The organism is Neorhizobium sp. SHOUNA12A (assembly GCF_023006505.1).
Lineage (GTDB): Bacteria > Pseudomonadota > Alphaproteobacteria > Rhizobiales > Rhizobiaceae > Neorhizobium.
In genome coordinates, this window is the sequence record NZ_JALBGV010000009.1 from 41,099 (window position 1) to 63,349 (window position 22,251).

Here is a 22,251-nt window from a genome sequence, read left to right on the forward strand (position 1 = left end):
ACATGCATCAGCGGCCCTGCCAAACCGGAGCGCGCTTTTCGCGGAAGGCCGCCACGCCTTCGACGGCGTCCTCGCTCTGCAGTGCACGGATGAGCGCGGGGGTGCGCAATCCTTGAGCTTCCGCGGGGCTGAGATGGCCGGTGCGGTTGACCGCCTGCTTGATCGCCTTCAGCGACAGCGGGGCACAGGCGACGATATCGCCCACCCATCTGTCGACGGCTGCATCAAGCGCATCGAAGGGCACGGTCTCGTTGACGATGCCGAAGCCCTGCATTTCGGCGGCGGTAAACTGCCGGCCGGTCAGCATCACGGCCATGGCAAGGTTGTGTGGGATTTTCCGCTGCAGGAGCACCATGCCGCCGTCGAGCGGCATGCGACCGACGCGCGCTTCCGGCAGGCCGAACTTGGCGGTGTCGGCGGCGATCACAATATCGCAGCCGAGCACCATTTCGAAGCCGCCGCCGAGCGCATAACCGTTGACGCGGGCGATCACCGGCACGTCGAGCGACTTGCGGAAGGCAAGGCCGCCGAAGCCGTTGGTGCGGCTTTCAGCCCAATATTCGAGGCCACTCTTGGTGGCGCCGCCCTTGAGGTCGGCGCCGGTGCAGAAGGCCTTTTGGCCGCTGCCGGTCAGGACCACGCAGGAGATGTCGTCACGGGCCTCGATCTCGGTCCAGATCGCCTCAAGTTCCTTTTCGGTCGCGGCATCGACGGCGTTCATGCGGTCCGGGCGGTCGAGCGTGACCCGTGCCACCCGGTTCTCGACGGAAAATCCGACGGTCATGCTGCATCCCCGCGACGAGCTTCCAGCGAACCGAGGATTTCGTCATTGTGCTGGCCGAGACGCGGCGGGGAGATGCGAACCGAAACAGGGGCCGCCGACATGTCGATCGGCGAACCGATCAGGCGGATGGGACCGGCAGCCGTTTCACCCGCTTCGAGGATCATCTTGTTGATGACCGTCTGCGGATCCTGCAGCGCTTCGGCGAGGTTACGCACGGGCGCGCAGAGGATATCAACCTCTTCCAGGCGCTTCAGCCAATGGGCATTGCTGTTCCTGGCAAAGTTCGCGCGAAAAATCTCCTGCAGTTCCGGGCGATGCGCCATCTGGGAATCGAAGTCCTTGTAGCGTGGCTGGGCGGAGAGATCCTCGATTTCGAGCGCGTTGCAGATGTCCTGCAGCGGGTTCTGCTTGAAGGCGCCGACCATGACGATCGCGCCGTCGGTGGTGTCGAAGACGCCGGTCAGTGGGAAGGCGCCCCAGTTCAAATCCTTCTCGCGCATCATGTGCGCGGCACCTTCCTGCATTTGCATGGCGAGCATGGAATTGTAGAGGCTGACGGCAACCTGCTGGCCTTCGCCGGTCTTTTCCCGGTGCAGGAGCGCCAGGAGGATGCCCTGGACGAGGTGCATGCCGGCGGAATAGTCGGCGAGCGGGGTGGCATAGATCGAGGTCGGATGGGCGCTGTCGGACTTGCGGCGCATGACCCCGGAAAGCGCCTGGGCGAGGATATCCTGGCCGCCCTTGTGCTGGTAGGGGCCGGTGAGGCCAAAACCGGTGCCGACCGCATAGATCAGCCGCTTGTTGATCTTTTTCAGGTCGTCGTAGCCGAAGCCCATGCGTTCCATCACGCCGGGGCGGAAGTTGTTGACCACCACGTCTGCGCCGGCGATCAGCGCCAGCACCGCGTCGCGGGCTTCGGTGAGCTTCAGGTCGAGCGCCAGGCTCTTCTTGTTGCGGTTCAGCGAGCAGAAGACCGGATTGTTGAGGCCGTCCGGATCGGAGCCAAGCGACCAGCGCGACAGGTCGCCGATCTTGGCCTTTTCGATCTTGATGACCTCGGCGCCGTAATCGGCGAGCGTCTGGGTGCAGCACGGGCCTAGCATGACCTGCGTGAAATCGATCACGCGGACGCCGTCGAGGGGTAGAGAATTCATTCCGCAGCCTCCAGGAATGTTGCATTGTCGGAGGGCACGTCGCCGGGATCGGCACCCTGGGCCCGCATCTGTTTCTGGATAGCCCGAATATCGGCTTTCCGAACGGTGGTTCCGGCGTTGAGCGCCACGACGGCGGCAACGCCCGCGGCCTCGCCCATTGCCATGCAGGGCGGGATTTCGCGGCTCGACTTCTGCGCCTGCGGTGTCGCCGAGTAGTGACGTCCGGCGACGATCAGCTGGTCGATCTCGCGCGGCAGCATCGAGCGGTAGGGCGTGTAATAGTCGCGGCCGCGGCAGACGGTGTCGGAGAAGTGGATGCGGTTCATCACATCGTCCTTGGTGACGACGTATTCGCCTTCGAGAAGTCGCGTCTGGCGCACACCGGTCTGGGGCGCGAAATCGACCACATAGGCCTTCTCGAAGCCGGGCATCTTTTCACGGGTGAAATCGAGCAGGCGGGCGATACGGTTGCGGCCTTCGATTTCCGCCTTGGTCAGGTCCTCGGTCTTGAGGCCGGAGAGGTTCGGCATATGCGGGCAGTTGAGCCAGACGACGCCGGGCAGAGGGGTCTTCAGCCACCAGAAGGACCAGCAGCCGCCGATCAGGCGTTTTGCCTCATGGTCGATCTTCTTGAAGGCTTCCGGCTCCTCGAATTCGAAGCGCTCGGCAGCATCGGTATCGACGCCGCCCCAGCGGGAGACGGTGGTCAGGATGAAATTGGATTCCACATGCGAGGCGCCGGCGGAGGCCGCGACATCAAGGTCGCCGGTGGTGTCGATGACGATATCGCCGAGGATCGCTTCCATGCCGGACTTGGTCTGGCAGATGACGCCCTTGATGGTCTTGCCTTCCATGATCGCGGAGGAGAACCAGCTGTGGGTCCGGAGCTTCACTCCCGCTTCGGTCAGCACGTCGTAGGAGGCGCGCTTGAAGCCGTCCGGGTCGAAGGCGGCGGAGAAGCAGATCGGGTGCGGCATGGACTGGGTGTGGAAATCGAACAGGCCCCAGCGCGCCCAGCGCCGCCAGGCGTCGGGCGTCTCGCGGATGTCGAGTTCGCGGTCGCGGCCGGTGGGCGTGACGCAGAGGTCCCACTTTTTCATGCGCTCGATCATCTCCATGCAGATGCCCTGCACGGTGATTTCGAGGTTGTTGATCATGTCGTCGAGCACCAGCACCATGCCGCCGGCGGCAAGCCCGCCGACATAGGGGTAGCGTTCGAGGAGGGTCACCTTGGCGCCGTTGCGGGCTGCGGAAACGGCGGCTGAAATGCCCGCCGGCCCCCCGCCGACCACCACCACATCGGAACGGTCGACCACTGCGACGTTGCGCGCCGCCTGAAGAATTGTCTGTTGCATTGGTTCAAACTCCCAAAAAGTTGGGCTGAGGACAGTTGGTTCGGTGCGTTGGGCTCAATGCGATCCGGCCGGCTTCCAGCGGATCATCCGGGCTTCGATCACCGAGACGATGAAGAAGAGGACGACGGCAAGGACCGCGGCGATCACGACGGTTGCGTAAAGCAGCGGCGAGCGGAAATTGTAGGTCGCCTCGATGATCAGGGCGCCGAGGCCGAAGCTGGAGCCGATCCATTCGGCGACGATGGCGCCCATGACGCTGCTGGTCGCGGCGATCTTTAACGCCGCAAACAGGAACGGCATAGAACTCGGCAGCCGCACCTTCCAGAGGATTTCCGTGTTGCTGGCAGACAGCACCCGCATCAGGTCGAGCATGGCGGGGCTCGCGGATTTCAGGCCCTGAACCATGTTGACCAAAGTCGGGAAGAAGCAGATCAGCCCGGCGATGATGATTTTTGGCGCAAGCCCGTTGCCGAAGATGAGCACAAGGATCGGGGCGAGCGCGATGATCGGGATCGCCTTGATGAAGACGGCGATCGGATAGAAAGCTTTTTCCGCCGTCGAACTGTGGACAAACCAGATCGCCAGCAGGATGGCGACGAGATTACCGAAAACGAAGCCAAGGAAGGCTTCGAGGATCGTCGGCAGCATGTTGGTCCAGAGGATCTTGGCGTTGTCTTGGAAGGCGTAGGCGACGTCGACCGGGCTCGGAGCCATGAAGGTCGGGATCTTGAAGAACCAGACGACGAACTGCCAGAGGACCACAAGCCCGACGGCGGCTGATATGGCCGGCATATGTTTGACGAGAACGCCGGCCGTTGCATCGAGAAGCGCGATCTTTCGCTCGGGTGGGGCACCGGTCTTGGTGGTGGAGGAAACGACGTGGCTCACAGGCATTCCTCCAGAAGGCGGCGCAGGTGCGCGGTGACGCCGATGAATTCGACGGTGTCACGCACGGCAAGCGAACGCGGGAAGGGGAGATCGACCTTCATGAATTCCTTGACGCGACCCGGATGGGCTTGAAGCATCAGCACGTTCTGGCCGAGGAAAGCCGCTTCCGGGATGGAATGGGTGACGAACAGGATCGTCGTTCCCGTTTCCTGCCAGACGCGCAGCAGTTCCTCGTTCAGCCGATCACGGGTGATCTCGTCCAGTGCCCCGAATGGTTCGTCCATCAGAAGGATGCGCGGCCGCGTGATCAGCGCGCGGGCGATCGCCACGCGCTGGCGCATGCCGCCTGAGAGCTCGTGAGGGAGCGCATTTTCGCGCCCCTTCAGCCCGACCATCGCCAGCAGTTCATGCGGGTCCGCGTGGTCGCCGGTTTGGGCGTGTTTTCCGACTTCCAGCGGCAGTCGGACATTGTCGAGCACGTTCCGCCAGGGAAGCAGCGTCGCGTCCTGGAAAACGAAGGCGAAGTCGCGGCTCTCGCGAGCTTCCTGCGGGCTGCGACCGAAGACGGAAATCGAACCGTCGCTGATGTGGACGAGATCCGCCACACATCTGAGCAGGGTCGATTTTCCGCAGCCGGACGGCCCAAGCATGGTGACGAAGGCGCCTTCCGGTATGTCCACGGAAACATCGGAAAGGGCCGTGAACTCGTTGTTCCTATCACCAAACCGGACGGAGAGGTTTCGGATCGAAACCGCCGTGGCTGCCGGTTCGGTCTGGGGAACGTTCGGCATCAACTTCGCCGTTCCTAACATGGCCATCACCCCACCTGTTTGCGGATGTCGCTGGTGGCTTCGAGGATGGAGAAGTTCGCGACGTCGTCGACCGTCGGAACCGTTCCTTTGAACTGCTTGAGATCGGCATAGGCCTTGATCTGCGCCGCCCAGTTTTCACGCGACATGGTGCCCCAGCCGGACGTCTTGGTGGTCGCGCCGAAGGAGAAGTCGACGCACGGGGCCACGGCTTTCATTTCGCTGGCCTTGTCGAGGATCGGATAGGCCTCACAGAGCATCTCGACCGCTTCCTTCTGGTTGTTGCGGACATAACCCCAGCCCTTGGCAGCGGCGCGGGTGAAACGTTCGAGAACATCGGAATGTTTGGCGATCTGGTCGTCGGTCGTGTAGTAGACGTTGGCATAGAGCTGAAGGCCGCTGTCCCAAAGCATCATGTCGACGCGATTGTCGCCGAGGACATCGAGGGCATTGACGTTGGTGAGCCAGCCGGTGACCGCATCGGCCTGACCGGTGATCAGCTGGTTCATGTCCGAACCCATGTTGACCATCTTCACCTGGTCCTCGGCGATGCCGTTCTGGGCGAGCAGTGCGCGCAGCAGGATGAAGGCGGTCGGCTGGGTGGCGATCGTCTTGCCGATCATGTCTTTCGGGGTCTTGATCGCCTTGTTCTTCAGCGAAAAATAAGTGAAGGGGTGCTTCTGGTAGCCGGACAGGAAGGCCTTGACCGGCAGGCCGGCGGAACGCGCCAGCATCACGGACGGGCTGGAAGAGATCTGGCCGGTTGCGGACTGGCCCGATGCCACGCCCGCGACGCCGTCGACGCTCGGTCCGCCGGGGACGATTTCAAGCTCGATGCCCTGTTCTTCGAAGAAACCCTTCTTGATGGCGGCGACTTCGCCGAGTACGCCGTTCGAGACGAGCCAGCCGAGCTGCATGCGCACCTTGGCCACATCCTTGGCATTGCCGGCGCGGATGCCGAGGACGCTGGAGGCGGCGGCGAAGCCACCCAAGGCCGCAGCGTTGGATATGAAACGGCGGCGATTCAGTGTGAAATGAGACATAGCGTTCCCCTGTTGGCCTTATGGCCTGATACATTTTCGCTTGACTTGGCCGGTCTCAGCGCCGGATTGAGGGGAGGATGGCGCAATGTCGTGTTCTAATAAAGAACAATATTTCGCATATTTGGTTGCCGAAAAGGCAACGCCAAAACGCGCGGCGATTCTATTGAATTTGCAATCGTCAAGTCCGTCGCCCGAACCGAAGCATCGATTTAACGCCAAGACTTTGCGAAGCCCTGATTTATGGTGGACGTTTACTTAATTATCCACTCAAGATAGAAAATGCTTGCAGGGGTACTCGGCAACTTATCGATGATAGGATACAAATAACACGTCAGTATCCTAGTGCCAAAGAGATGGTCCCTCAGTGAGCAAAGCACCGAATGCAGCCGACAGAGAGGTTGGAAAGCGGATCCGCCTCTACAGGCGAGAGAAAAAACTTACTCAGCCGCAACTTGCCCACCATGTGGGCATCACATCTCAGCAACTTCAGAAATATGAAAACGGCATCAACCGGATTGCAGTTGGCAAGCTGGTGGAGATCGCAACTGCGCTGAAGGTCGAGATGGTGGCGTTCTTCGATCGGATCCCGACGGTCGAACCATCGAACGACAATCAGCTCGAAGACCCGCAATTCGATTTCACCCATGAGGCGCTGCTGATGAGCACCGCCTTCATGAGCATTTCCAAACCGGTTCTTCGCAAACGTATCCTGGAATTGGTTCAGGCGGTTGTTGCAAGGGAATTCGAGGCGGAAGCGCTTCTGGCCGATATCGAAAGACAACCGGCCCGATCAGCGGCCCCTGACGCCTAGGTTCTGGGACCGTCCTCATCGAGGGCTATCTTCGTCTTGCTGCGGAATATCGCGTTCAGCTTCACGCTCCGCTCGTTTTCGGGGCTGACGCCCTCCCAATCGAGTGAGAGTTGAAGGAGAGCCATGTTCGTCAAGTGGACGACCGTGGAGAGCTGAAGCGATTCCGCCTCCTTGTTGACCGCGGAAAGCATGCGGAACAGGCGGGCATATTCGTCACTGGCGACGTCGTGGGCGAGATCAATCATTCATGGATCCTTGCGACGAGTCCATCTCGTCGCGCAGTTTTTCCCAATGGGCGGTCTGTGCGAACGTCCATTTGGAGTGTTTACGGGAACTGGTAATGCCGTTGAGCCAAACGAGAACGGCCCTCGCATCCTCACGTTTCAATTCCACCTTGTGGCGTTTAATGTCGTGAAGGATCACCGCACCGCGCTGAGGATCACTGAACTCGCATCGTTCGAGAATGGCCTGATAGGTCCGCTCGGTGTAGTGCATGAAATTGGCAGCGAGAAAAAACCGTTCCCGCTCGGCAGCTGAAATGAGCCCCATCCGCCCAAGCTTGCGGATCGTTGCCTCGTAGTCGACGCGCGGCACCGAGAGCGGCATCCATCCGAGCTCCTCGGGGCCGTGGATCAATGCCACGGCCTCGTCGTCGATCAGCCGGCCGGCTGCATAGTCGGAATATATCCGGCCGATGCCGATCATTCCGAATGCCTCGCATTCGGCAGCGCGCAGCGCCCCCATGCTCGAGCCGCCGCCGATGGAGACATCGCGGCTCAGCGCATAAAGAATCTCCTTGTGCCACACGGAGGCGGACTCGCCGAAATAGCCGTCGATCAGGGCGATCGCCGTGGCGCCGTCCTCGACCGCCTTCAGGATGTCTCCGCGGGCCGCAGGTCCGCGGAAGGTCAGCGACGGGAATCGCTGTTTCATCTGGCGGGTCGACGACCCGAGGCTTGGCCCGACGAAAACGACTTTCAATGCCGTGATCTCCTTATGGCATTTGCAGCGCGGATACCGAGCTGCAAATATTGTCCGGAAAGTTCGACTTCCAGGCCTGGAACGATGACCCGGACGACCGAAACGGGGAGCCCGGCATCCTGCATGGGAACCGCAACCACCTGCCTGATGCCGGCAAGTCTGAGACGACCGAGTATGTGATCGATCGTGCCGTTGATGGAGTGGCGGGTTGCGTCAAGCTCGCGATACTGGACCGGGCGCCTGTCCAGCGACGACAGGGCGACCAGGCGGCTGAGAGCGTTATCCGCCCGTATGTGCTGATAGATGCGGGGCGAAAAATCGTCGCGGCTGCCGGCAATCGCGGTCAGACGGCTCTGTGCTGCTTCGGTTATGGCGCGCAGCATTGCGCGCACCGGGTCGGGATGGCAGCCGCAGCCGCCGCAAATCTGGCTCCAGCGCGGGTCTGATCGCTTGGCCGTGGCGTCCGGGATAAGCACGGCCAGAAATGCCGGAACCTGGAGGTCTGTCGTCATGTCGAGGAGAAGGAGCTGCATGCCCGCATTGCGAAGGCGGCTGACCATGAGGTCGAGCACGGCATCCTCGACGCTGGCCGGATCGACGAGGCAGGCATTCAATTCGTCCTCGGATTTGAGCTGGACAAGGGTCCAGGCATCGCGCTCGACGAGTTCGCACAGCCCGTGCAGGAGTGCCTCCGCATGGGTGTTTCCGGATGCGAGGCCATCGCTGGACTGCTCGAACCCGGCAGGCCGTTCGCCTCGGTGATCCATCCCGGCGAGCCACCAGGGCACCATGATCTGATTGCCGGAGAGAATGTCGAGACCGGTGACCCAGGGTATCTGACGGTCGCCGATTTCGGAGGGCACGCACCGTGCGGTCGAATGAAGGTCGATCATACCCGCGGCAGAGCCGGCGACGTCGTTGACGGTCGCCCAGGTCAGCGATGCCGGTTCGACCTCGGCAACCCGTGTCTCAAGGGCTTCCATGGCGGCTGAGGTGCGCGCCGCATCGGTATCGACGCCTTTGCCCTGGAAGACGGAGAGAGTGTAGCTGTTGGGCCGCGTCGCAAAGGCGACGGGAATGCCGACCCGGTCGAGGCCGGTCAGGAAGCCGACCCGGGTGATGCCGAGATCTCTGAAAAACGGGCTGATCGCGTCGAAGGTTTCCGCCGGCGACACGCGCCGGTCATGATACGTGCTGAAACCCTGCTCCCGCTGTGTGAGGGAGGCTGCGAATTTCTGGATCGTCTGCGTCGATGACTGGATCTGCATCATCATTTCCGGCTGCCAAATTTCGAATGACCCCGATCTCGAACGAGATTGGGCGGGCGACTGCCGGGTCTGCAAAAGTGGTTGCGATGCCGAACTCATCCCGTCGATTCGTCCTCTCTAAGAGTCTCTATGGGAGAGGAGACCAAAGGCACCGTGACTTGGGCGTGACAGGCTTGTGAAGGGGCAAGTTTGGTTGCTGAAAAGACCTTTGCTTGGCGGCATTCCAGAGCCGTCGCGGCTCGTGGTTAAGCCCAAGGCAACCGTCGGCACCTTGGGCTTCCAGGCTCATTACTGATATCTCATTGCATGCGTGACCTGAGAGAGCGCGTTCGCCGCAATCTCGGTCCGGCCGCCAAGCACGGCTTCGGCAGCGGCGGAAAACCGCAGCGTCGGGGCAGAGGCAGTCGTCTCAACCGGCTTGGATGTCTTGAACTTCGTTTCCATGCTTTCTCTCCGCTAAAAGGCAGCTTGTGCTGCGTTGCGTAGAGAAAGGACCACACAGGGTGTTATTCCAGCGTGACAGGCATTTTCACGCCTTTTTACGGCAGCCCAGCGAGCCTGAGGCCGTGAATGAGCAGCTCGGCATGCGCCGGGTCACGGTCCGGCACGAAGTAGCGGATATCTTCGCTGCGGAAATCGGGGAAATTTTCCCGGACGATCGCCGCATATCTACGCGCGGCCGGCATGTCGCCTGCCATCGCGTGACTGGCGGCAAGCAGCCGCGCGGTGGCGTGTTTGCTGCGGACCGGGTCGATCGTATCGATCGCTTTTGAATATTCCTGGCGCACGTAATAGGTGGAGCCCAGTATCCAGTAGTAATAATCCGGCGGCAGAGGGTTCAGCTTGAAGGCTGCGAGCCCGAGATCGAGAGCCTTGTCCAGATCACCAGCATGCGACAGAGCGTCCGAATAATCGACGAGCACGTCCGCATCACTCGGATTGAGGTTCTGGGCCTCCTGAAAAAGGTCCAGGCTTTCGTCGAAACGCCGGCGATAAAGCGAGATGAAACCGAGCTCGCGGAAGGCGCGGCCGCTGCCGGGATCGAGATCGCGGGATGCGCGGGCGGATTGATTGGCCACATCCAGCAACTCGTTGTCCTTCATGCCGCGAACCAGCCATTCCATGCCGAGCGAGCGCGAAATTCCGGCATGCGCCGGCGAGAAACTGTCACACCGCTTGACCGCTGACTTGAACCATTTGCGCGCCTGACGCAGATGCGGCAGGTCCGTGCCGGACAGATAGCGCTTTCCTTCGAGGTAAAGGCGGTAGGCAGAGGGGTCGACGTCGTCGAGGGACCTGGCGATTTCATGCCGTTCGATGACATCGGTCAGCGACATCGAAATACGCCGCGCCAACTGGCTGAAGGATGCTCTCATCTGCTGGACGTCGAGCGGCAGGTTGATGGCCCAGAGCACTTCGCCGGTGCCCACCCTCGTCAGCCTGCAGGTCGCAAAGATCTCGTCGCCTTCACCCTGGATCGTCACGAACACGGAATAATCGAACTGAAGGTCGCTGAGGGCCGATTGGCGCTGATTTGGGTCGCCCGATCGATTGAGCAGCTCGAAACTTGTATGGGCGGCGATGATCTTGAAGACACGCTGATGGCTGAGACCGATCGTGACGTCTTCCAAAAGAGCTCTGCCGAGGCGCTGGACCAGCGCGTCCTGGACGATCGTCTCGGGCGGCAGGATCACCACGCGCGGCTGTGCCGGCATGAGACCCTTTGATCGCTCCTCCGTTTCCGGTGTACGGTCCGAGCTGGGCCGACTGAGGATGCCGAGTTCGTGGGCGAGCCCAACCGTCTCCGGCGTCGGCGGCGTGCCGTAGTCGGCCCTGAGCTGGTCCCGGCATCGGCTATAGGCCTGGCGGGCGGCGGCGAAGTCGCCGTGGCCGACGTGATATTTCATCAGCGCTCGCGCGGCGCCCTCGTGAGAGGCATCCAGTTCGATCAGGTGGTTGGCAAGCAAGGGTAGTGATGAGGATTGCTGGTGGGACGATATCGCGAGCAGGCTTTCGATGTGGCTCAGTCGCCAGTCACCGACCTTGCGCCGCGCATCCAGAAGCCAGTCCTCCGCGCCGCCGGTCGGAGCCTCGACGGCTTCGAGCAGTTCGCCATGAACAAGGTCCCATTTATCCTCGTCTAACGGTGCCGCCTCCATCAAGGCGAGGAGATCAACCGTGAACCGATCGCAATCAAGGCGCAGCGTTTCTTCGTCGTTGACGAGGATGGCCGGGGCGTCCGGGCCGACCGCCTTGGCGATGCGTGCCAGAAGCTGACGCAGGCTGTTGGCGCGCTTTTCCGCATCATGGGAGGGCCAGAGCAACCGCCGTATCGTTTCGCGGTCGACCGTCAATCTGGGCGCCATCGCAACGACAGCAAATAGAAAATAGGCTTTTTCCGGCAGCGCGATGCTCACGCCGTCCAACTCAAGCGAGGGGCGACCGAGCAACCGGATTTGGAGCATCGTATTTTCGAGCATTGTATTGCTGTTCGGAACTACGCGTTGTTGTAGAAAATATGTATCGTTATGGGGACGGTCTGTACATTCATTTCTGATACTGCTGAGCTAATAAGCTCCAAGTACGAAACCCGCTTCGGCAAATTACGTTGTATTGCTCTCGTCGAAGACGCGTTTTCATCCTCCGCCGCAGATCGGAAGCAGGTTGTAAGATATTTGCTCGACCGACATCAGGATATCGGCCTCGGTCGGACCGGATGAGCTCGGGAATTACGCCGGGCTTCCGAGGAACTGGAAGTACGCCCAGGCGAGAACAAGGCATACGATCACGGCTGCAACAACTGCCAACTTGCGTAGCAACGGATTCGGCTCTCGCGGCGGCGGTTCCGGGCGTCGGAATTTGATGACGTTGTCGTTCATGAATCTGCTTTTACCGCTGAACGTCTTGAACCGCTACAGGGTTGCGATTGTTTTATGGTGTTGCGGGTGCGAGCCGCATCCGAGACGTGCATAACAGCACATCGATCCGCGTTCAACTTGCCATATTCACGGCAGTCCCTGCGTTCAGTGGGCATTCCAAGCGTGGTTCTTGACCTCCCTACTTCACTGCTCCCGCCGTCATGCCGTTGATGAACTGGCGGGACAGGATGATGTAGACGATGATGACCGGCGCCGAGGACAACAGAAGCCCCGCGAACAGCACGCCCCAATCTGTCGTGTATTCGCCCATGAAGGTCGTGAGGCCTTGCGGCAGGGTCTTCAGGTTGTCCTTCTGGATGAAGATCAGCGGGAAGAAGAAATCGTTCCAGATCGGCACGACGTTCTGGATGCCGGCGATCACCAGGGCCGGCCGCACCAGCGGCAGCATGATCGACCACATGATCCGCGGTTCGCTGGCGCCGTCCATGCGGGCCGCGTCCTCAAGTTCGTTCGGAAGCGTGGCGATGAAGCCGGTCATGATGAAGACGGTGGTCGGCAGGCCCATCGCCACATAGATGACGATCAGCGACAGCTGCGTGTTCAGGATGCCGAGATCGCGCATCAGGATGAAGAGCGGGATGATCGCGAGCTTCAGGGGAAGCGTCAGTCCGGCCAAGAAGAACATCAGCACGAAGCTCGATCCCCGGAACTTGTAGCGACCGACGGCATAGGCCGCCATCGTCCCGAGCGTCAGGATCACGACGATCGACGCGCCGGTGACGATCACCGAATTCAGGAGATAGCGCAGGAAGTTGGTCTGGCTCCAGATCTTGACGATGTTGGCAAGGTTGGAGAAATCCGGGATGCCGAACGGCGACTGGAAGATCTGCGCATTGGTCTTGAACGCGGCAAACAGCATGATGACGATGGGAGCGAGCATCACCACCGTATTCAGGATCAGGATGATCTGGATCAGCCCATCCTTGCCGAGCGTGGCGAGCATGCCGCGCCGATCGTAATAGCTTTGCGAAGCAGTGCTCATATCTGGATTTCCCTGGCCCGCAGCTTGAAGGTGATGACGCCGGCCACCAGCGCGATGAAGACGAAGATCAGCACGGCAAGCGCGCTGCCGGCGCCGAAATCCTGGCCCGAGCCGGACATGTTGCCGAAGGCGGTGCGGTAGAAATAGAGCCCGAGCACATCGGTTGCGCCGTGCGGAGAGCCTTCAAGGCCGACCATCACGTAAGGAATCTCGAACCAGTTGAAGCTGCCGACGAAAAGAAGCGTGAAGACGACCGTGGCGCTTGGCGCCACCAGCGGCCAGACGATCTTGGTGATCTTGGTCCACTCGCTTTCGGTTTCCATGCGAACGGCATCGAGGATTTCACCCGGAATGCGCTGCATGCCTGCGAGGAAGACCAGCGTCGGGAAGCCGACCATGTGCCACGCATTGGCGAATATCAACGACCAGAGCGCGGTGGAATCCTGACCCAGCCAGGGCTGGGCAAGTCCGCCAAGGCCCAGCCCGCGGAACGAGATGTTGACCACGCCGAAAAGCGGATGAAGGAAGAGCTTCCAGAGAAAGCCAACGATGATGGTCGACAGTACGACCGGCAGGAAGACGGAAATCCGGTGGAAGGCAGCACCCGGCAGCTCGCGCCAGAGACAGTAGGCGAGCAGGAATCCGACGCCGTTCTGCAGCACCATCAGCGCAAAGAAGACCCAGACGTTGTGAAGGAACGCGTTGACGGTCCAATCGGCATAAGGCTGGGTGAACAGCACCTTGTAGAAGTTTGCGAAACCGACGAATTCGCCGCGCGCCAGCCCGTTCCAATGGAAAAAGGCATAGGCGAAGGCCGAGATGATCGGGTAGACGACAAACAGCGCTACGAAGGCAAGCGGCGGCACGATCAGGGCCGAAATCCAGAGCCTTCGCGAAACAAGGGGCGATCCGGGCATTACAACTCTCTTGAGATTGGAAGCGGGGCGGCTTGCAAAGCCGTCCCGCTGCTTGAGGTCACTTCTTGAACGGGGCGTACCAGTTCGCAAGGCCGGTCGTCAGGTTCTTTCCGACCTCTTCCGGGGTCGCCTTGCCGCCAAGCAGCTTCTGGATCTCGCTCTGCAGCAGGACCGAACCGGACGGCTCGCCGTAACGGAAATGGACCAGCATCAGATAGGGGATCGAGTGCTTGTTGAGGTCGGCGACTTCGCCAAGCAGCGGGTCCTTGAACGTCACGCCGGGTACTGCCGAGATGTTGTTCAGGTCGTTGGCGAACATCTGGCCGAATTCCTGGCTGGCGAGGAAGTTCAGGAACTTGACCGAAGCTTCCTTGTTCTTGCCCTTGGCGTTTGCCGCATAACCGCCGTCGAAATAGAGGGCGACGAGCTTCTCGTCCTCGGCCTTCAGGCCGGGAGCCGCGAAGATGCCCATCTTCATGTTGGGGTTCTGCTTCTTGAAGTTGGCAAGCTCGTAGGAGCCGCCGACAAACATGCCGGCCATGCCCGATGAGAAGAGCTGCTGGGCGGAAGCATAATCAAGACCGATGAAGCCCTCCGGGAAATATTTGGTGATTTCCTTGAGCTTGGTGAGTGCCCCGACATAACGCTTGTCTGTGAAGTCCGCCTTGCCAGCCATCAGGTCATCGTAGAAACCGCGGCCCATGATCGAGGATACGAGGCCGCCGACCACGACTTCGTTCTGCCAGGCGGTTGCCGTGCCGTTGGCAAACGGCATGACGCCGGCAGCCTTCAGCTTTTCGGATGCCTTGATGAAGTCATCCCAGCTCTGCGGCTCGCTCAAGCCGTTCTTGTCGAAGATATCCTTGTTGTAAATCACCAGCATGGTCTGGCTGGCAAAGGGTACGGCGTAGGTGGTCTTGTTCGAACGCATCGTCTCCGAGGCGAGCGCCGGCGCGGTGAAGGTCGAGAGGGCCGGGACATTGGTCTTGTCCAGAGCCAGAAGATAGCCACCGCTCGCGATCGTTTCCATGCCGCCATAGGTGCGGGTGAACATCAGGTCCGGTCCCGAACCGCCAGCAAGCGCGGTCGACAGGATCGTGTTGTAGTTCGTCGCTTCGAACGTTTCGAACTTGACTGTGATGCCCGGGTTCTTCGTCTCGAAAGCGGAGATAAATTTCTGGTACTGGGCTTTATCTTCCTGCCGCCAGCTCCAGAAGGTCAATTCCTGCGCCATTGCCGGCAAAGCTGTCGCCAGGGCTCCCAAGGCTACTATCGTGCTGCAAACTAGCTTTTTCATCTGGTTCCATCCTCTTGGTATTTATAGGAGACGAAAGTGCTTTCAGGCCGCCAACCTCTCCCTCGTTGCGCGACTGAAATAGTGGATTTCCTCTGAAGCCACCGTGATGACGACCGGCGTGTCCGGAGGCAGGTCGACCGAGGCCGAGGACCGGATGCCGACCAGCGTGCCGTCGCCGAGGCGCACATACACATATGTGTTCTCGCCCAGATATTCCGTGTAGACGACGCTGCCCTTGAAACCCTCAGTGCTTTCGTCCGTGGAGACCGTCATCGCATCCGGCCGGACGCCGATCACGAGATCCCGCTCGTCCGATTGCGGCAGGCGGGAAACATTGATCGATCCCGATCCGGGAAGGCCGAGATTGTTGCTGTCGCGTTCAACATTGAGAAGCGACATTCGGGGCGAGCCGATGAAGGTGGCGACGAACGTGTTGGCCGGCCGTTCGTAGAGTTCGCGAGGGCTGCCGAACTGTTCGACCTTGCCGTTGTTCATTACGACGATCCGGTCGGCAAGCGTCATCGCCTCGACCTGGTCGTGGGTGACGTAGATGGTGGTGCCGCCGATTTCGCGGTGAAGCCTGGCGATTTCCAACCGCACGTCGGAGCGCAGCGCGGCGTCGAGATTGGACAGCGGCTCGTCGAGAAGCAGGACCTTCGGCTTTCTGACCAATGCGCGGCCGATCGCGACGCGCTGACGCTGGCCGCCGGAAAGTTCGCGCGGCTTGCGCTTCAGGAGCGGATCGAGCCGCAGCATCTTGGAGGCTTCGTCGATGCGCTTTTCGACTTCGTCCTTTTCGAGGCCCATCAGCCGTGCGCCAAAAGCCATGTTTTCGTAGACATCCATATGCGGATAGAGCGCATAGGACTGAAACACCATGGCGATGCCACGGCGCGACGGGGCGACGTCGTTCATCCGGCGGTCATCGAGGTGAAACTCGCCGGAACTGATCGTATCAAGGCCCGCGATCAATCTCAGCAGGGTCGATTTTCCGCATCCCGACGGGCCGACGAAAACGACGAATTCCCTGTCGGAAATCTGGAGGTCGATACCGTGCAGCACGTCGACGGATTTGAAGCTTTTCTTGATGCCGCTGAGGGTCATTCGAGCCATGCCGAAACTCCGTACTCGTCAATTCAAAGTGTGCTCGGCGGCAAACGCCGTGAGCAATTCAGCCGTTTCAAACGGATCGCGATGAAGGATGCAATTCTGCCATCCGAGCTCGCGCGCTGCCACGACGTTTTCCTCGATGTCGTCGATGAAGATGACATCCTTTTCCGAACATCCTTCGACTTCCGACACCGCCTGAAAAATCATCCGGTCCGGTTTTTCAAGGCCCATGTCCTGGGAGAGGTATTCGTGATCGAAATAACCAGCGCCCAGGAGGTTGTCGCTAATATAGCGCCAGTGGATCGGCTGATTGTTGCTGAGGCAGACGACGCGATGATTTTTCCTGAGCTTGCGGACGAAACCGATGAATTCGTCAAAACCTTCGGCGACATAGGCATGTTCGGCTTCATAGACGCTTTCGGCCGGCACGCCGAATATTCCGGCGAGCGTCTGCACGTAATCGGGCTCCGTCGACCGCCCCAGCCGAAAATCGCGGAAGATCGCCTCCGGAACGTCGCTATACCGCAGGGACGGACCTGCGCCGCCGGGCTTCGATACCGCGCGGTCGCGGGAAGCCGGATCGAGCTTCACGAACACGCCGCCAATATCAAAAATGAAGAGCTTTTCGCGTTTCTTCATGAGCCGGTTCCAGCACCACTCCCTCATCCCTTAAGTGTTAACAACCTATTAGATAATTCCGCCCTGTCAATTAAGGATGGAATTTTTTATTCGTATCAGATGTTTTCAACAGGCTGTTGCCGCCTTCGCTTCATTTTGGTCGGGGATCTACTATGGGTATTGGTGCGGGATGTAATGAGCCGCAGGCGATAAGGCCTTAGAAATACGCCTGATTTGCGGGTGAGTCGGTCATCTCGCAACGGCAATGCCGCGTGGCGGAATGGAATATAAAATTCTTTATGTTTTTACTGATGGGAATTTTCTATCGTAATCGTTTTGGTCACAAGGATCGCCGATCGAACGATCGGCGGGAAGACCGATATTTGGGTGGCCGGCATCATAATGGCAGGCGGTTGATTGTGTTGGGGAAGCGCGGCCGCTCGGATGTTAGCGGCAGGACGGTCGTCGGTGGTGTTCGTGGCAGACGTCGTGTGTGAGAATGGCCTGTAGCCATCCCAGGACCACTACAGTCGGGCTGGCCAGGGGGCACGGCTGCTTCTCAAGGTCCGCAGCAGAATGCAATCGCCCTCCGCCGCGAGCGGGCCGCGGTGGAGAGGGCGGCGGAATATTATCGTGGGGTACCCGATCGCCTGTATCTCTTGGACCAGGCGACCGGAGGACGGCTCCGACGGGAGCTTGGTCGGGGCGATCGTTACGCCGCGACCGGCTGGGCGGGCGCCTTGGCGCCGGTCATGAAGGCGACGGCGTCGGACATCGTGTATTCCTTCGGATCGATCACGGTCAGCCGTCGTCCAAGCCGATGAATATGAATGCGGTCGGCTACTTCGAACACATGCGGCATGTTGTGCGAGATGAGCACAATCGGAATGCCGCGCGAGCGCACGTCGAGGATAAGCTCCAGAACTTTCCGGCTTTCCTTGACGCCGAGTGCGGCGGTTGGTTCGTCGAGGATGATGACCTTGGAACCGAAGGCGGCGGCCCGGGCCACCGCAACGCCCTGACGCTGGCCGCCAGACAGGGTCTCGACGGCCTGGTTGATGTTCTGGATCGTCATCAGCCCGAGTTCTGTGAGCTTGTCTCGGGCCTGCTTTTCCATGGTCGGTCGGTCGAGCATACGAAACCACTGTCCGAGCATGCCCGGTTTGCGGATCTCACGCCCGAGAAACATGTTATCGGCGATGGATAGCGCCGGTGAGAGCGCGAGGTTCTGGTAGACGGTTTCGATGCCCGCATCGCGGGCTTCGAGCGGCGACTTGAAGTGCACCGGCCGGCCTTCCAGGGTGATTTCGCCCTCGTCGGGCCGCACCGCGCCGGAGATCGCCTTGATCAGCGAGGATTTGCCGGCGCCGTTGTCGCCGATGACGGCGAGGATTTCGCCGGGGTAGAGATCGAAATCGGCGTTGTCGAGAGCGGTCACGCGTCCGTAACGTTTGACCAGGCCGCGGGCTGTGAGGATGGGTTCGACACTCATGATTACACCGAGACCTTTCTGATCCACTGATCGATGGCGACGGCGGCGATGATGAGCCAGCCGGTCAGCATGACTTTCCATTGAGGATCGGCACCGAGCATGTTGAGCCCCATCGACATGACGCCGACGAGCATGGCGCCGAACAGCGTGCCGAGGATGGAGCCGCGGCCGCCGAACAGCGAGATGCCACCGATCACCGTCGCGGTGATCGCCTGCAGGTTATAGTCGGTCACCGCGGAGGAGGGGGATATCGAACCGTTGCGGCCGATCGAAACCCAGGCGGCGAAGGCGGCGATGATGCCGGCGATCGTGTAGACGCTGAGCAGAACCTTGCGGGTCTGGATACCGGAGAGTTTTGCCGCTTCCGGATCGTCACCGACGGCGTAGACATGCCGTCCCCAGGCCGTATGGTTGAGGATGTACCAGAGCACTGCGACGAGCAGGACCATGGCGATGACGCCCAGCGTCAGGATTGCGCTGCCTACCTTGAAATTGAGAGCGAAGAGATGGAGGAGCGGCGCCTTTTCATCCACGTCGGTGTCGCGGATCGTCTCGTTGGCGGAATAGATGAAATTCGTCGCCATGATGATGTTCCAGGAGCCGAGCGTCACGATGAACGGCGGCAGCCTCATGACCGCGACAAGGAACCCGTTGAAGAAACCGCAGATGCCGCCGGTGATCAGTCCGACAAGGATCGCGATCCCCGCGGGCATGCCGTAGGTAACGGCGAAATTGCCCATGATGACGGCCGATATCACCATCACCACCCCGATCGAAAGATCGATGCCGGCGGTGAGGATGATCAGCGTCTGGGCAGAGCCGAGAATACCGACCACCGCGATCTGCTGAAGGATCAGCGTCAGCGTATAGGACGAGAAGAATCGTCCGCCGATGGCGATGCCGAAGATAATGATGGACAGGATCAGTACGATCAGCGGCACGGCAGCGGGTGTCGAATGCAGAAAATGCTGCGCGCGTTTTAAGAGAGAGACGTCCTGGCTCTCGAATGAGGCAACGCTTTTGTCGCTGCCGTCGAGAACACGCTCGAATTCCTGTGTTCCACTCATGTTTCCTCCTCCGCGCGCCGAATGCGCAGGAACCATCCGTTGAGTTCGCCCGGTCTTCGCCGGTTGCTTCCCAGCGGCGTATCGCTGGTCGAAAATGGCCGGGGATTTCGCCCCGGCCGGAATGGGGCTATATGATGGGGATCAACCCCAGCACTTCGCCGTACCTTCCTTGACGTCGATCGACTTGACACCGGGAACCGGTTTGTCGGTGACCAGCGAGACGCCGGTGTCAAAGAAGGACTTGCCTTCGGTCGGCTTCGGCTTTTCCTTGGTGTCGGCGAACTTCTTGATCGCCTCGATGCCGAGCGATGCCATCAGCAGCGGATATTGTTGCGAGGTGGCGCCGATCACGCCTTCCTTGACCGACTTGACGCCCGGGCAACCGCCGTCGACCGAGACGATCAGCACGTTCTTTTCCATGCCGACAGCTTTCAGGGCCTGGTAGGCACCGACTGCGGCGGGCTCGTTGATCGTGTGGATGACGTTGATGCCGGAATTTTTCTGGAGAAGGTTTTCCATGGCCTTGCGGCCGCCTTCCTCGTTGCCGTTGGTCACGTCGTGGCCGACGATGCGCTTGTCGGTTTCGTCACCGATCTTGTCCGGGTTCTTGGGGTCGATGCCAAAGCCGATCATGAAGCCCTGGTCGCGCAAAACGTCGACCGTCGGCTGGTCCGGGGTCAGGTCCAGGAAGCCGACCTTGGCATCCTTGGCCTTGTCGCCCATGGTTTCCTTGGCCCACTGGCCGATCAGCTTGCCGGCAAGAAGATTGTCGGTGGCAAAGGTGGCGTCGGCGGCGTTGATCGGGTCGAGCGGGGTGTCGAGGGCGATGACGAGGACGCCGGCATCCCGGGCCTTCTTGACGGTCGGCACGATGCCCTTGGTGTCGGACGCGGTGATGAGAATGCCCTTGGCGCCGTCGGCGATGCAGCTTTCGATGGCTGCGACCTGGCTTTCGCTGTCGCCGTCGATCTTACCGGCATAGGATTTCAGCGTCACGCCGAGTTCCTTGGCCTTGGCCGAGGCACCTTCCTTCATCTTGACGAAGAAGGGATTGGTATCGGTCTTGGTGATCAGGCAGGCGGACACGCCGGCGGCCTGGGCAGGGGCGGAAAACGCGACGCCCAGGACGAGGGCGCCGAACGCGGCGGACAATACGGATTTCTTCATGGTCTCCTCCCAGAGTTAAAATTGTCCGCCATGCGGACCAAACGTTCGGACACCGGTGCCACCGAGTTCGACAGGCGTCTCCTCCAAGCCGTCCTGTGCCCTTACACCCTAATTAAGAACGAGTTGAAATAGCCTGTCAATAATTAATTCCGATTGAATTATTTATTTCTCGTGCCATAGTTTGCCGAAGTGGAGGTTCAGAATCTGGCGATCCGTGTGCGGTGCACCTTTGGGTTTAGCTCGAGATATCAAAAGGATATCCCGCATTCCCGAATGAGGTTTCTCCGTCGATTCAAGGCTTCTGGGAGGAAGAGCCATGTCGGTTTCGGATAGTGTGGCGCAAGGCCACGCGCTGCTGGGCAATTTTACCGGCGGCTCAAATCAGGTGCGGGTGAGGGCCTATAACGAGCGGCTCGTGCTTTCGCTTGTGCGCCTGAACAGCTCGATGTCGAAGGCGGATATCACGCGACGCAGCGGGCTTTCCGCCCAGACCGTCTCGGTCATCATGCGGGCGCTCGAAAAGGACGGTCTACTGTTGCGCGGCGAACCGGTGCGCGGCCGGGTGGGGCAGCCTTCGGTGCCGATGCGTCTCAATCCGGATGCGGCCTATTCGTTCGGCGTGAAGATCGGCCGGCGTAGTGCCGACCTGGTGCTGATGGATTTCGTCGGTCATATCCGGCTGCAATATCACGAGACCTATGCCTATCCGCTTCCCGGGAAGATCATCGAGATCATCACGTCCGGCATTGCGCGGCTCGAAGGCCAGTTGAATGAGGTACAGCGCGGCCGTATCGCCGGGATCGGGATCGCCGCGCCATTCGAACTCTGGAACTGGGCCGAGGAGGTGGGCGCTCCACAAGGGGCGATGGAGGTTTGGCGCGGGTTCGATCTGCAGGCGGAAATCGCAGCTAAGGTCCAGCACGCGGTCTATCTGCAGAACGACGCGACCAGCGCCTGCGGCGCAGAACTGGTATTCGGCGTTGGCCCATCTTATCCGGATTTCGTGTATTTCTTCATCGGATCGTTCATCGGCGGCGGGATCGTTCTGAATTCCGCGATTTTCTCCGGCCGGACCGGAACCGCCGGCGCGGTGGGGCCGCTTCCGGTGCGTGGCAAGGATGGCGAAACGCGCCAATTGCTCGACATCGCCTCGATCTTCGTCCTGGAGAACCTTCTGAAAGAGCGGAACCTGGATCCGCAGCCGCTCTGGTATTCCGCCGACGACTGGATCGATTTCGGAGAACCGCTCGATCTGTGGATTCTCCAGACCGCGAATGCGCTCGCCCAAGCGATCGTCGCGGCAGCCTCGATCATCGATTTTGGCGCCGCCGTGATCGACGGCGGTTTTCCGGCCTGGGTGCGGCAACGAATTGTCGCCTCGACCATCGAGGCGGTGGCACGACTCGACCTTCAGGGCGTCATCATTCCCGATATCATCGAGGGAATGGTCGGCTCCCAGGCGCGGGCGATCGGCGGCGCCAGCCTGCCGATCTTTGCCAAATACCTCACCGACCAAAACGTGCTTTTCAAAGACCTGCGCGAGATGCCGACAGGTTAATTGACTGCCAG

At 60.3% G+C, this 22,251-nt stretch carries 21 protein-coding genes; 2 read left to right on the forward strand and 19 right to left on the reverse strand.

Going from position 1 to position 22,251, the window contains the following annotated elements; all coding sequences use genetic code 11:
* Positions 1-7: 7 nt before the first annotated feature.
* The 6 genes from MOV63_RS06595 to MOV63_RS06620 are packed head-to-tail and all read right to left on the reverse strand — an operon-like array spanning position 8 to position 6,033.
* Positions 8-784 carry an enoyl-CoA hydratase-related protein gene (locus tag MOV63_RS06595; RefSeq protein WP_247032823.1) on the reverse strand — a complete coding sequence of 259 codons (777 nt, stop codon included), beginning with the start codon at positions 782-784 and terminating at the stop codon, positions 8-10.
* On the reverse strand, positions 781-1,938 hold the full coding sequence (locus MOV63_RS06600) for a CaiB/BaiF CoA-transferase family protein (RefSeq protein WP_247032824.1): 1,158 nt from the start codon (positions 1,936-1,938) through the stop codon (positions 781-783). The genes MOV63_RS06595 and MOV63_RS06600 overlap by 4 nt, the downstream gene beginning before the upstream one ends.
* Positions 1,935-3,293 carry an FAD-dependent oxidoreductase gene (locus MOV63_RS06605; protein ID WP_247032825.1) on the reverse strand — a complete coding sequence of 453 codons (1,359 nt, stop codon included), beginning with the start codon at positions 3,291-3,293 and terminating at the stop codon, positions 1,935-1,937. The genes MOV63_RS06600 and MOV63_RS06605 overlap by 4 nt, the downstream gene beginning before the upstream one ends.
* Before the next feature lie 54 nt (positions 3,294-3,347).
* Positions 3,348-4,181, reverse strand: coding sequence for an ABC transporter permease (locus MOV63_RS06610; protein ID WP_247032826.1), 834 nt, complete (start codon positions 4,179-4,181; stop codon positions 3,348-3,350).
* A complete protein-coding gene (locus MOV63_RS06615; protein WP_247032827.1) occupies positions 4,178-4,972 on the reverse strand; it encodes an ABC transporter ATP-binding protein in 795 nt (264 codons plus the stop codon). Before MOV63_RS06615 ends, MOV63_RS06610 begins: the two co-directional genes overlap by 4 nt.
* A gap of 26 nt (positions 4,973-4,998) precedes the next feature.
* The gene (locus tag MOV63_RS06620) at positions 4,999-6,033 is read right to left on the reverse strand and encodes an ABC transporter substrate-binding protein (RefSeq protein WP_247032828.1); all 1,035 of its coding nucleotides are present in this window, start codon (positions 6,031-6,033) and stop codon (positions 4,999-5,001) included.
* Positions 6,034-6,397: 364 nt separating this feature from the next.
* On the opposite strand from MOV63_RS06620, the gene MOV63_RS06625 reads away from it, so the two are divergent.
* Positions 6,398-6,844, forward strand: a complete 447-nt coding sequence (locus MOV63_RS06625) for a helix-turn-helix domain-containing protein (protein ID WP_247032829.1) — start codon at positions 6,398-6,400, stop codon at positions 6,842-6,844.
* On the opposite strand, the gene MOV63_RS06630 is transcribed toward MOV63_RS06625, so the two are convergent.
* From MOV63_RS06630 to MOV63_RS06690, 13 genes are all read right to left on the reverse strand, one after another.
* Positions 6,841-7,089: a hypothetical protein gene (locus tag MOV63_RS06630; RefSeq protein WP_038543913.1), complete on the reverse strand. Its 249-nt coding sequence runs from the start codon at positions 7,087-7,089 to the stop codon at positions 6,841-6,843. The genes MOV63_RS06625 and MOV63_RS06630 overlap by 4 nt on opposite strands.
* Complete coding sequence (locus tag MOV63_RS06635; protein WP_247032830.1) at positions 7,082-7,825, reverse strand: TfuA-like protein; 744 nt, start codon at positions 7,823-7,825, stop codon at positions 7,082-7,084. The genes MOV63_RS06630 and MOV63_RS06635 overlap by 8 nt, the downstream gene beginning before the upstream one ends.
* Complete coding sequence (locus MOV63_RS06640; protein ID WP_247032831.1) at positions 7,822-9,093, reverse strand: YcaO-like family protein; 1,272 nt, start codon at positions 9,091-9,093, stop codon at positions 7,822-7,824. The genes MOV63_RS06635 and MOV63_RS06640 overlap by 4 nt, the downstream gene beginning before the upstream one ends.
* A 288-nt stretch (positions 9,094-9,381) precedes the next feature.
* Positions 9,382-9,537 carry a hypothetical protein gene (locus MOV63_RS06645; RefSeq protein WP_247032832.1) on the reverse strand — a complete coding sequence of 52 codons (156 nt, stop codon included), beginning with the start codon at positions 9,535-9,537 and terminating at the stop codon, positions 9,382-9,384.
* Positions 9,538-9,632: 95 nt separating this feature from the next.
* The gene (locus tag MOV63_RS06650; RefSeq protein WP_258719128.1) at positions 9,633-11,573 is read right to left on the reverse strand and encodes a BTAD domain-containing putative transcriptional regulator; all 1,941 of its coding nucleotides are present in this window, start codon (positions 11,571-11,573) and stop codon (positions 9,633-9,635) included.
* Positions 11,574-12,150: 577 nt separating this feature from the next.
* On the reverse strand, positions 12,151-13,014 hold the full coding sequence (locus MOV63_RS06655) for a carbohydrate ABC transporter permease (protein WP_038543907.1): 864 nt from the start codon (positions 13,012-13,014) through the stop codon (positions 12,151-12,153).
* The gene (locus MOV63_RS06660; protein ID WP_038543905.1) at positions 13,011-13,931 is read right to left on the reverse strand and encodes a carbohydrate ABC transporter permease; all 921 of its coding nucleotides are present in this window, start codon (positions 13,929-13,931) and stop codon (positions 13,011-13,013) included. The genes MOV63_RS06655 and MOV63_RS06660 overlap by 4 nt, the downstream gene beginning before the upstream one ends.
* A gap of 58 nt (positions 13,932-13,989) precedes the next feature.
* Positions 13,990-15,228 carry an extracellular solute-binding protein gene (locus MOV63_RS06665; RefSeq protein ID WP_247032834.1) on the reverse strand — a complete coding sequence of 413 codons (1,239 nt, stop codon included), beginning with the start codon at positions 15,226-15,228 and terminating at the stop codon, positions 13,990-13,992.
* A gap of 42 nt (positions 15,229-15,270) precedes the next feature.
* Positions 15,271-16,341, reverse strand: a complete 1,071-nt coding sequence (locus tag MOV63_RS06670; protein ID WP_293404999.1) for an ABC transporter ATP-binding protein — start codon at positions 16,339-16,341, stop codon at positions 15,271-15,273.
* A gap of 18 nt (positions 16,342-16,359) precedes the next feature.
* On the reverse strand, positions 16,360-16,977 hold the full coding sequence (locus tag MOV63_RS06675) for an HAD-IA family hydrolase (protein ID WP_247032835.1): 618 nt from the start codon (positions 16,975-16,977) through the stop codon (positions 16,360-16,362).
* A 691-nt stretch (positions 16,978-17,668) separates the two neighbouring features.
* The gene (locus MOV63_RS06680) at positions 17,669-18,448 is read right to left on the reverse strand and encodes an ATP-binding cassette domain-containing protein (RefSeq protein WP_038588066.1); all 780 of its coding nucleotides are present in this window, start codon (positions 18,446-18,448) and stop codon (positions 17,669-17,671) included.
* Positions 18,449-18,450: 2 nt separating this feature from the next.
* The gene (locus MOV63_RS06685) at positions 18,451-19,515 is read right to left on the reverse strand and encodes an ABC transporter permease (RefSeq protein WP_038543895.1); all 1,065 of its coding nucleotides are present in this window, start codon (positions 19,513-19,515) and stop codon (positions 18,451-18,453) included.
* Positions 19,516-19,656: 141 nt separating this feature from the next.
* Positions 19,657-20,682, reverse strand: a complete 1,026-nt coding sequence (locus MOV63_RS06690; RefSeq protein WP_038588060.1) for a sugar ABC transporter substrate-binding protein — start codon at positions 20,680-20,682, stop codon at positions 19,657-19,659.
* Positions 20,683-20,998: 316 nt separating this feature from the next.
* Between MOV63_RS06690 and MOV63_RS06695 the strand changes: the two genes are divergently transcribed.
* Positions 20,999-22,240: an ROK family transcriptional regulator gene (locus MOV63_RS06695; protein ID WP_247032836.1), complete on the forward strand. Its 1,242-nt coding sequence runs from the start codon at positions 20,999-21,001 to the stop codon at positions 22,238-22,240.
* Positions 22,241-22,251 lie beyond the last annotated feature (11 nt).

Coding starts and splice junctions, on each gene's coding strand:
- MOV63_RS06695 (WP_247032836.1), top strand. CDS start 20,999: ATGTCGGTTTCGGATAGTGTGGCGCAAGGCCACGCGCTGCTGGGCAAT.
- MOV63_RS06630 (WP_038543913.1), bottom strand. CDS start 7,089: ATGATTGATCTCGCCCACGACGTCGCCAGTGACGAATATGCCCGCCTG.
- MOV63_RS06595 (WP_247032823.1), bottom strand. CDS start 784: ATGACCGTCGGATTTTCCGTCGAGAACCGGGTGGCACGGGTCACGCTC.
- MOV63_RS06645 (WP_247032832.1), bottom strand. CDS start 9,537: ATGGAAACGAAGTTCAAGACATCCAAGCCGGTTGAGACGACTGCCTCT.
- MOV63_RS06685 (WP_038543895.1), bottom strand. CDS start 19,515: ATGAGTGGAACACAGGAATTCGAGCGTGTTCTCGACGGCAGCGACAAA.
- MOV63_RS06660 (WP_038543905.1), bottom strand. CDS start 13,931: ATGCCCGGATCGCCCCTTGTTTCGCGAAGGCTCTGGATTTCGGCCCTG.
- MOV63_RS06675 (WP_247032835.1), bottom strand. CDS start 16,977: ATGAAGAAACGCGAAAAGCTCTTCATTTTTGATATTGGCGGCGTGTTC.
- MOV63_RS06690 (WP_038588060.1), bottom strand. CDS start 20,682: ATGAAGAAATCCGTATTGTCCGCCGCGTTCGGCGCCCTCGTCCTGGGC.
- MOV63_RS06665 (WP_247032834.1), bottom strand. CDS start 15,228: ATGAAAAAGCTAGTTTGCAGCACGATAGTAGCCTTGGGAGCCCTGGCG.
- MOV63_RS06605 (WP_247032825.1), bottom strand. CDS start 3,293: ATGCAACAGACAATTCTTCAGGCGGCGCGCAACGTCGCAGTGGTCGAC.
- MOV63_RS06650 (WP_258719128.1), bottom strand. CDS start 11,573: ATGCTCGAAAATACGATGCTCCAAATCCGGTTGCTCGGTCGCCCCTCG.
- MOV63_RS06655 (WP_038543907.1), bottom strand. CDS start 13,014: ATGAGCACTGCTTCGCAAAGCTATTACGATCGGCGCGGCATGCTCGCC.
- MOV63_RS06680 (WP_038588066.1), bottom strand. CDS start 18,448: ATGAGTGTCGAACCCATCCTCACAGCCCGCGGCCTGGTCAAACGTTAC.
- MOV63_RS06600 (WP_247032824.1), bottom strand. CDS start 1,938: ATGAATTCTCTACCCCTCGACGGCGTCCGCGTGATCGATTTCACGCAG.
- MOV63_RS06670 (WP_293404999.1), bottom strand. CDS start 16,341: ATGGCTCGAATGACCCTCAGCGGCATCAAGAAAAGCTTCAAATCCGTC.
- MOV63_RS06620 (WP_247032828.1), bottom strand. CDS start 6,033: ATGTCTCATTTCACACTGAATCGCCGCCGTTTCATATCCAACGCTGCG.
- MOV63_RS06640 (WP_247032831.1), bottom strand. CDS start 9,093: ATGCAGATCCAGTCATCGACGCAGACGATCCAGAAATTCGCAGCCTCC.
- MOV63_RS06615 (WP_247032827.1), bottom strand. CDS start 4,972: ATGCCGAACGTTCCCCAGACCGAACCGGCAGCCACGGCGGTTTCGATC.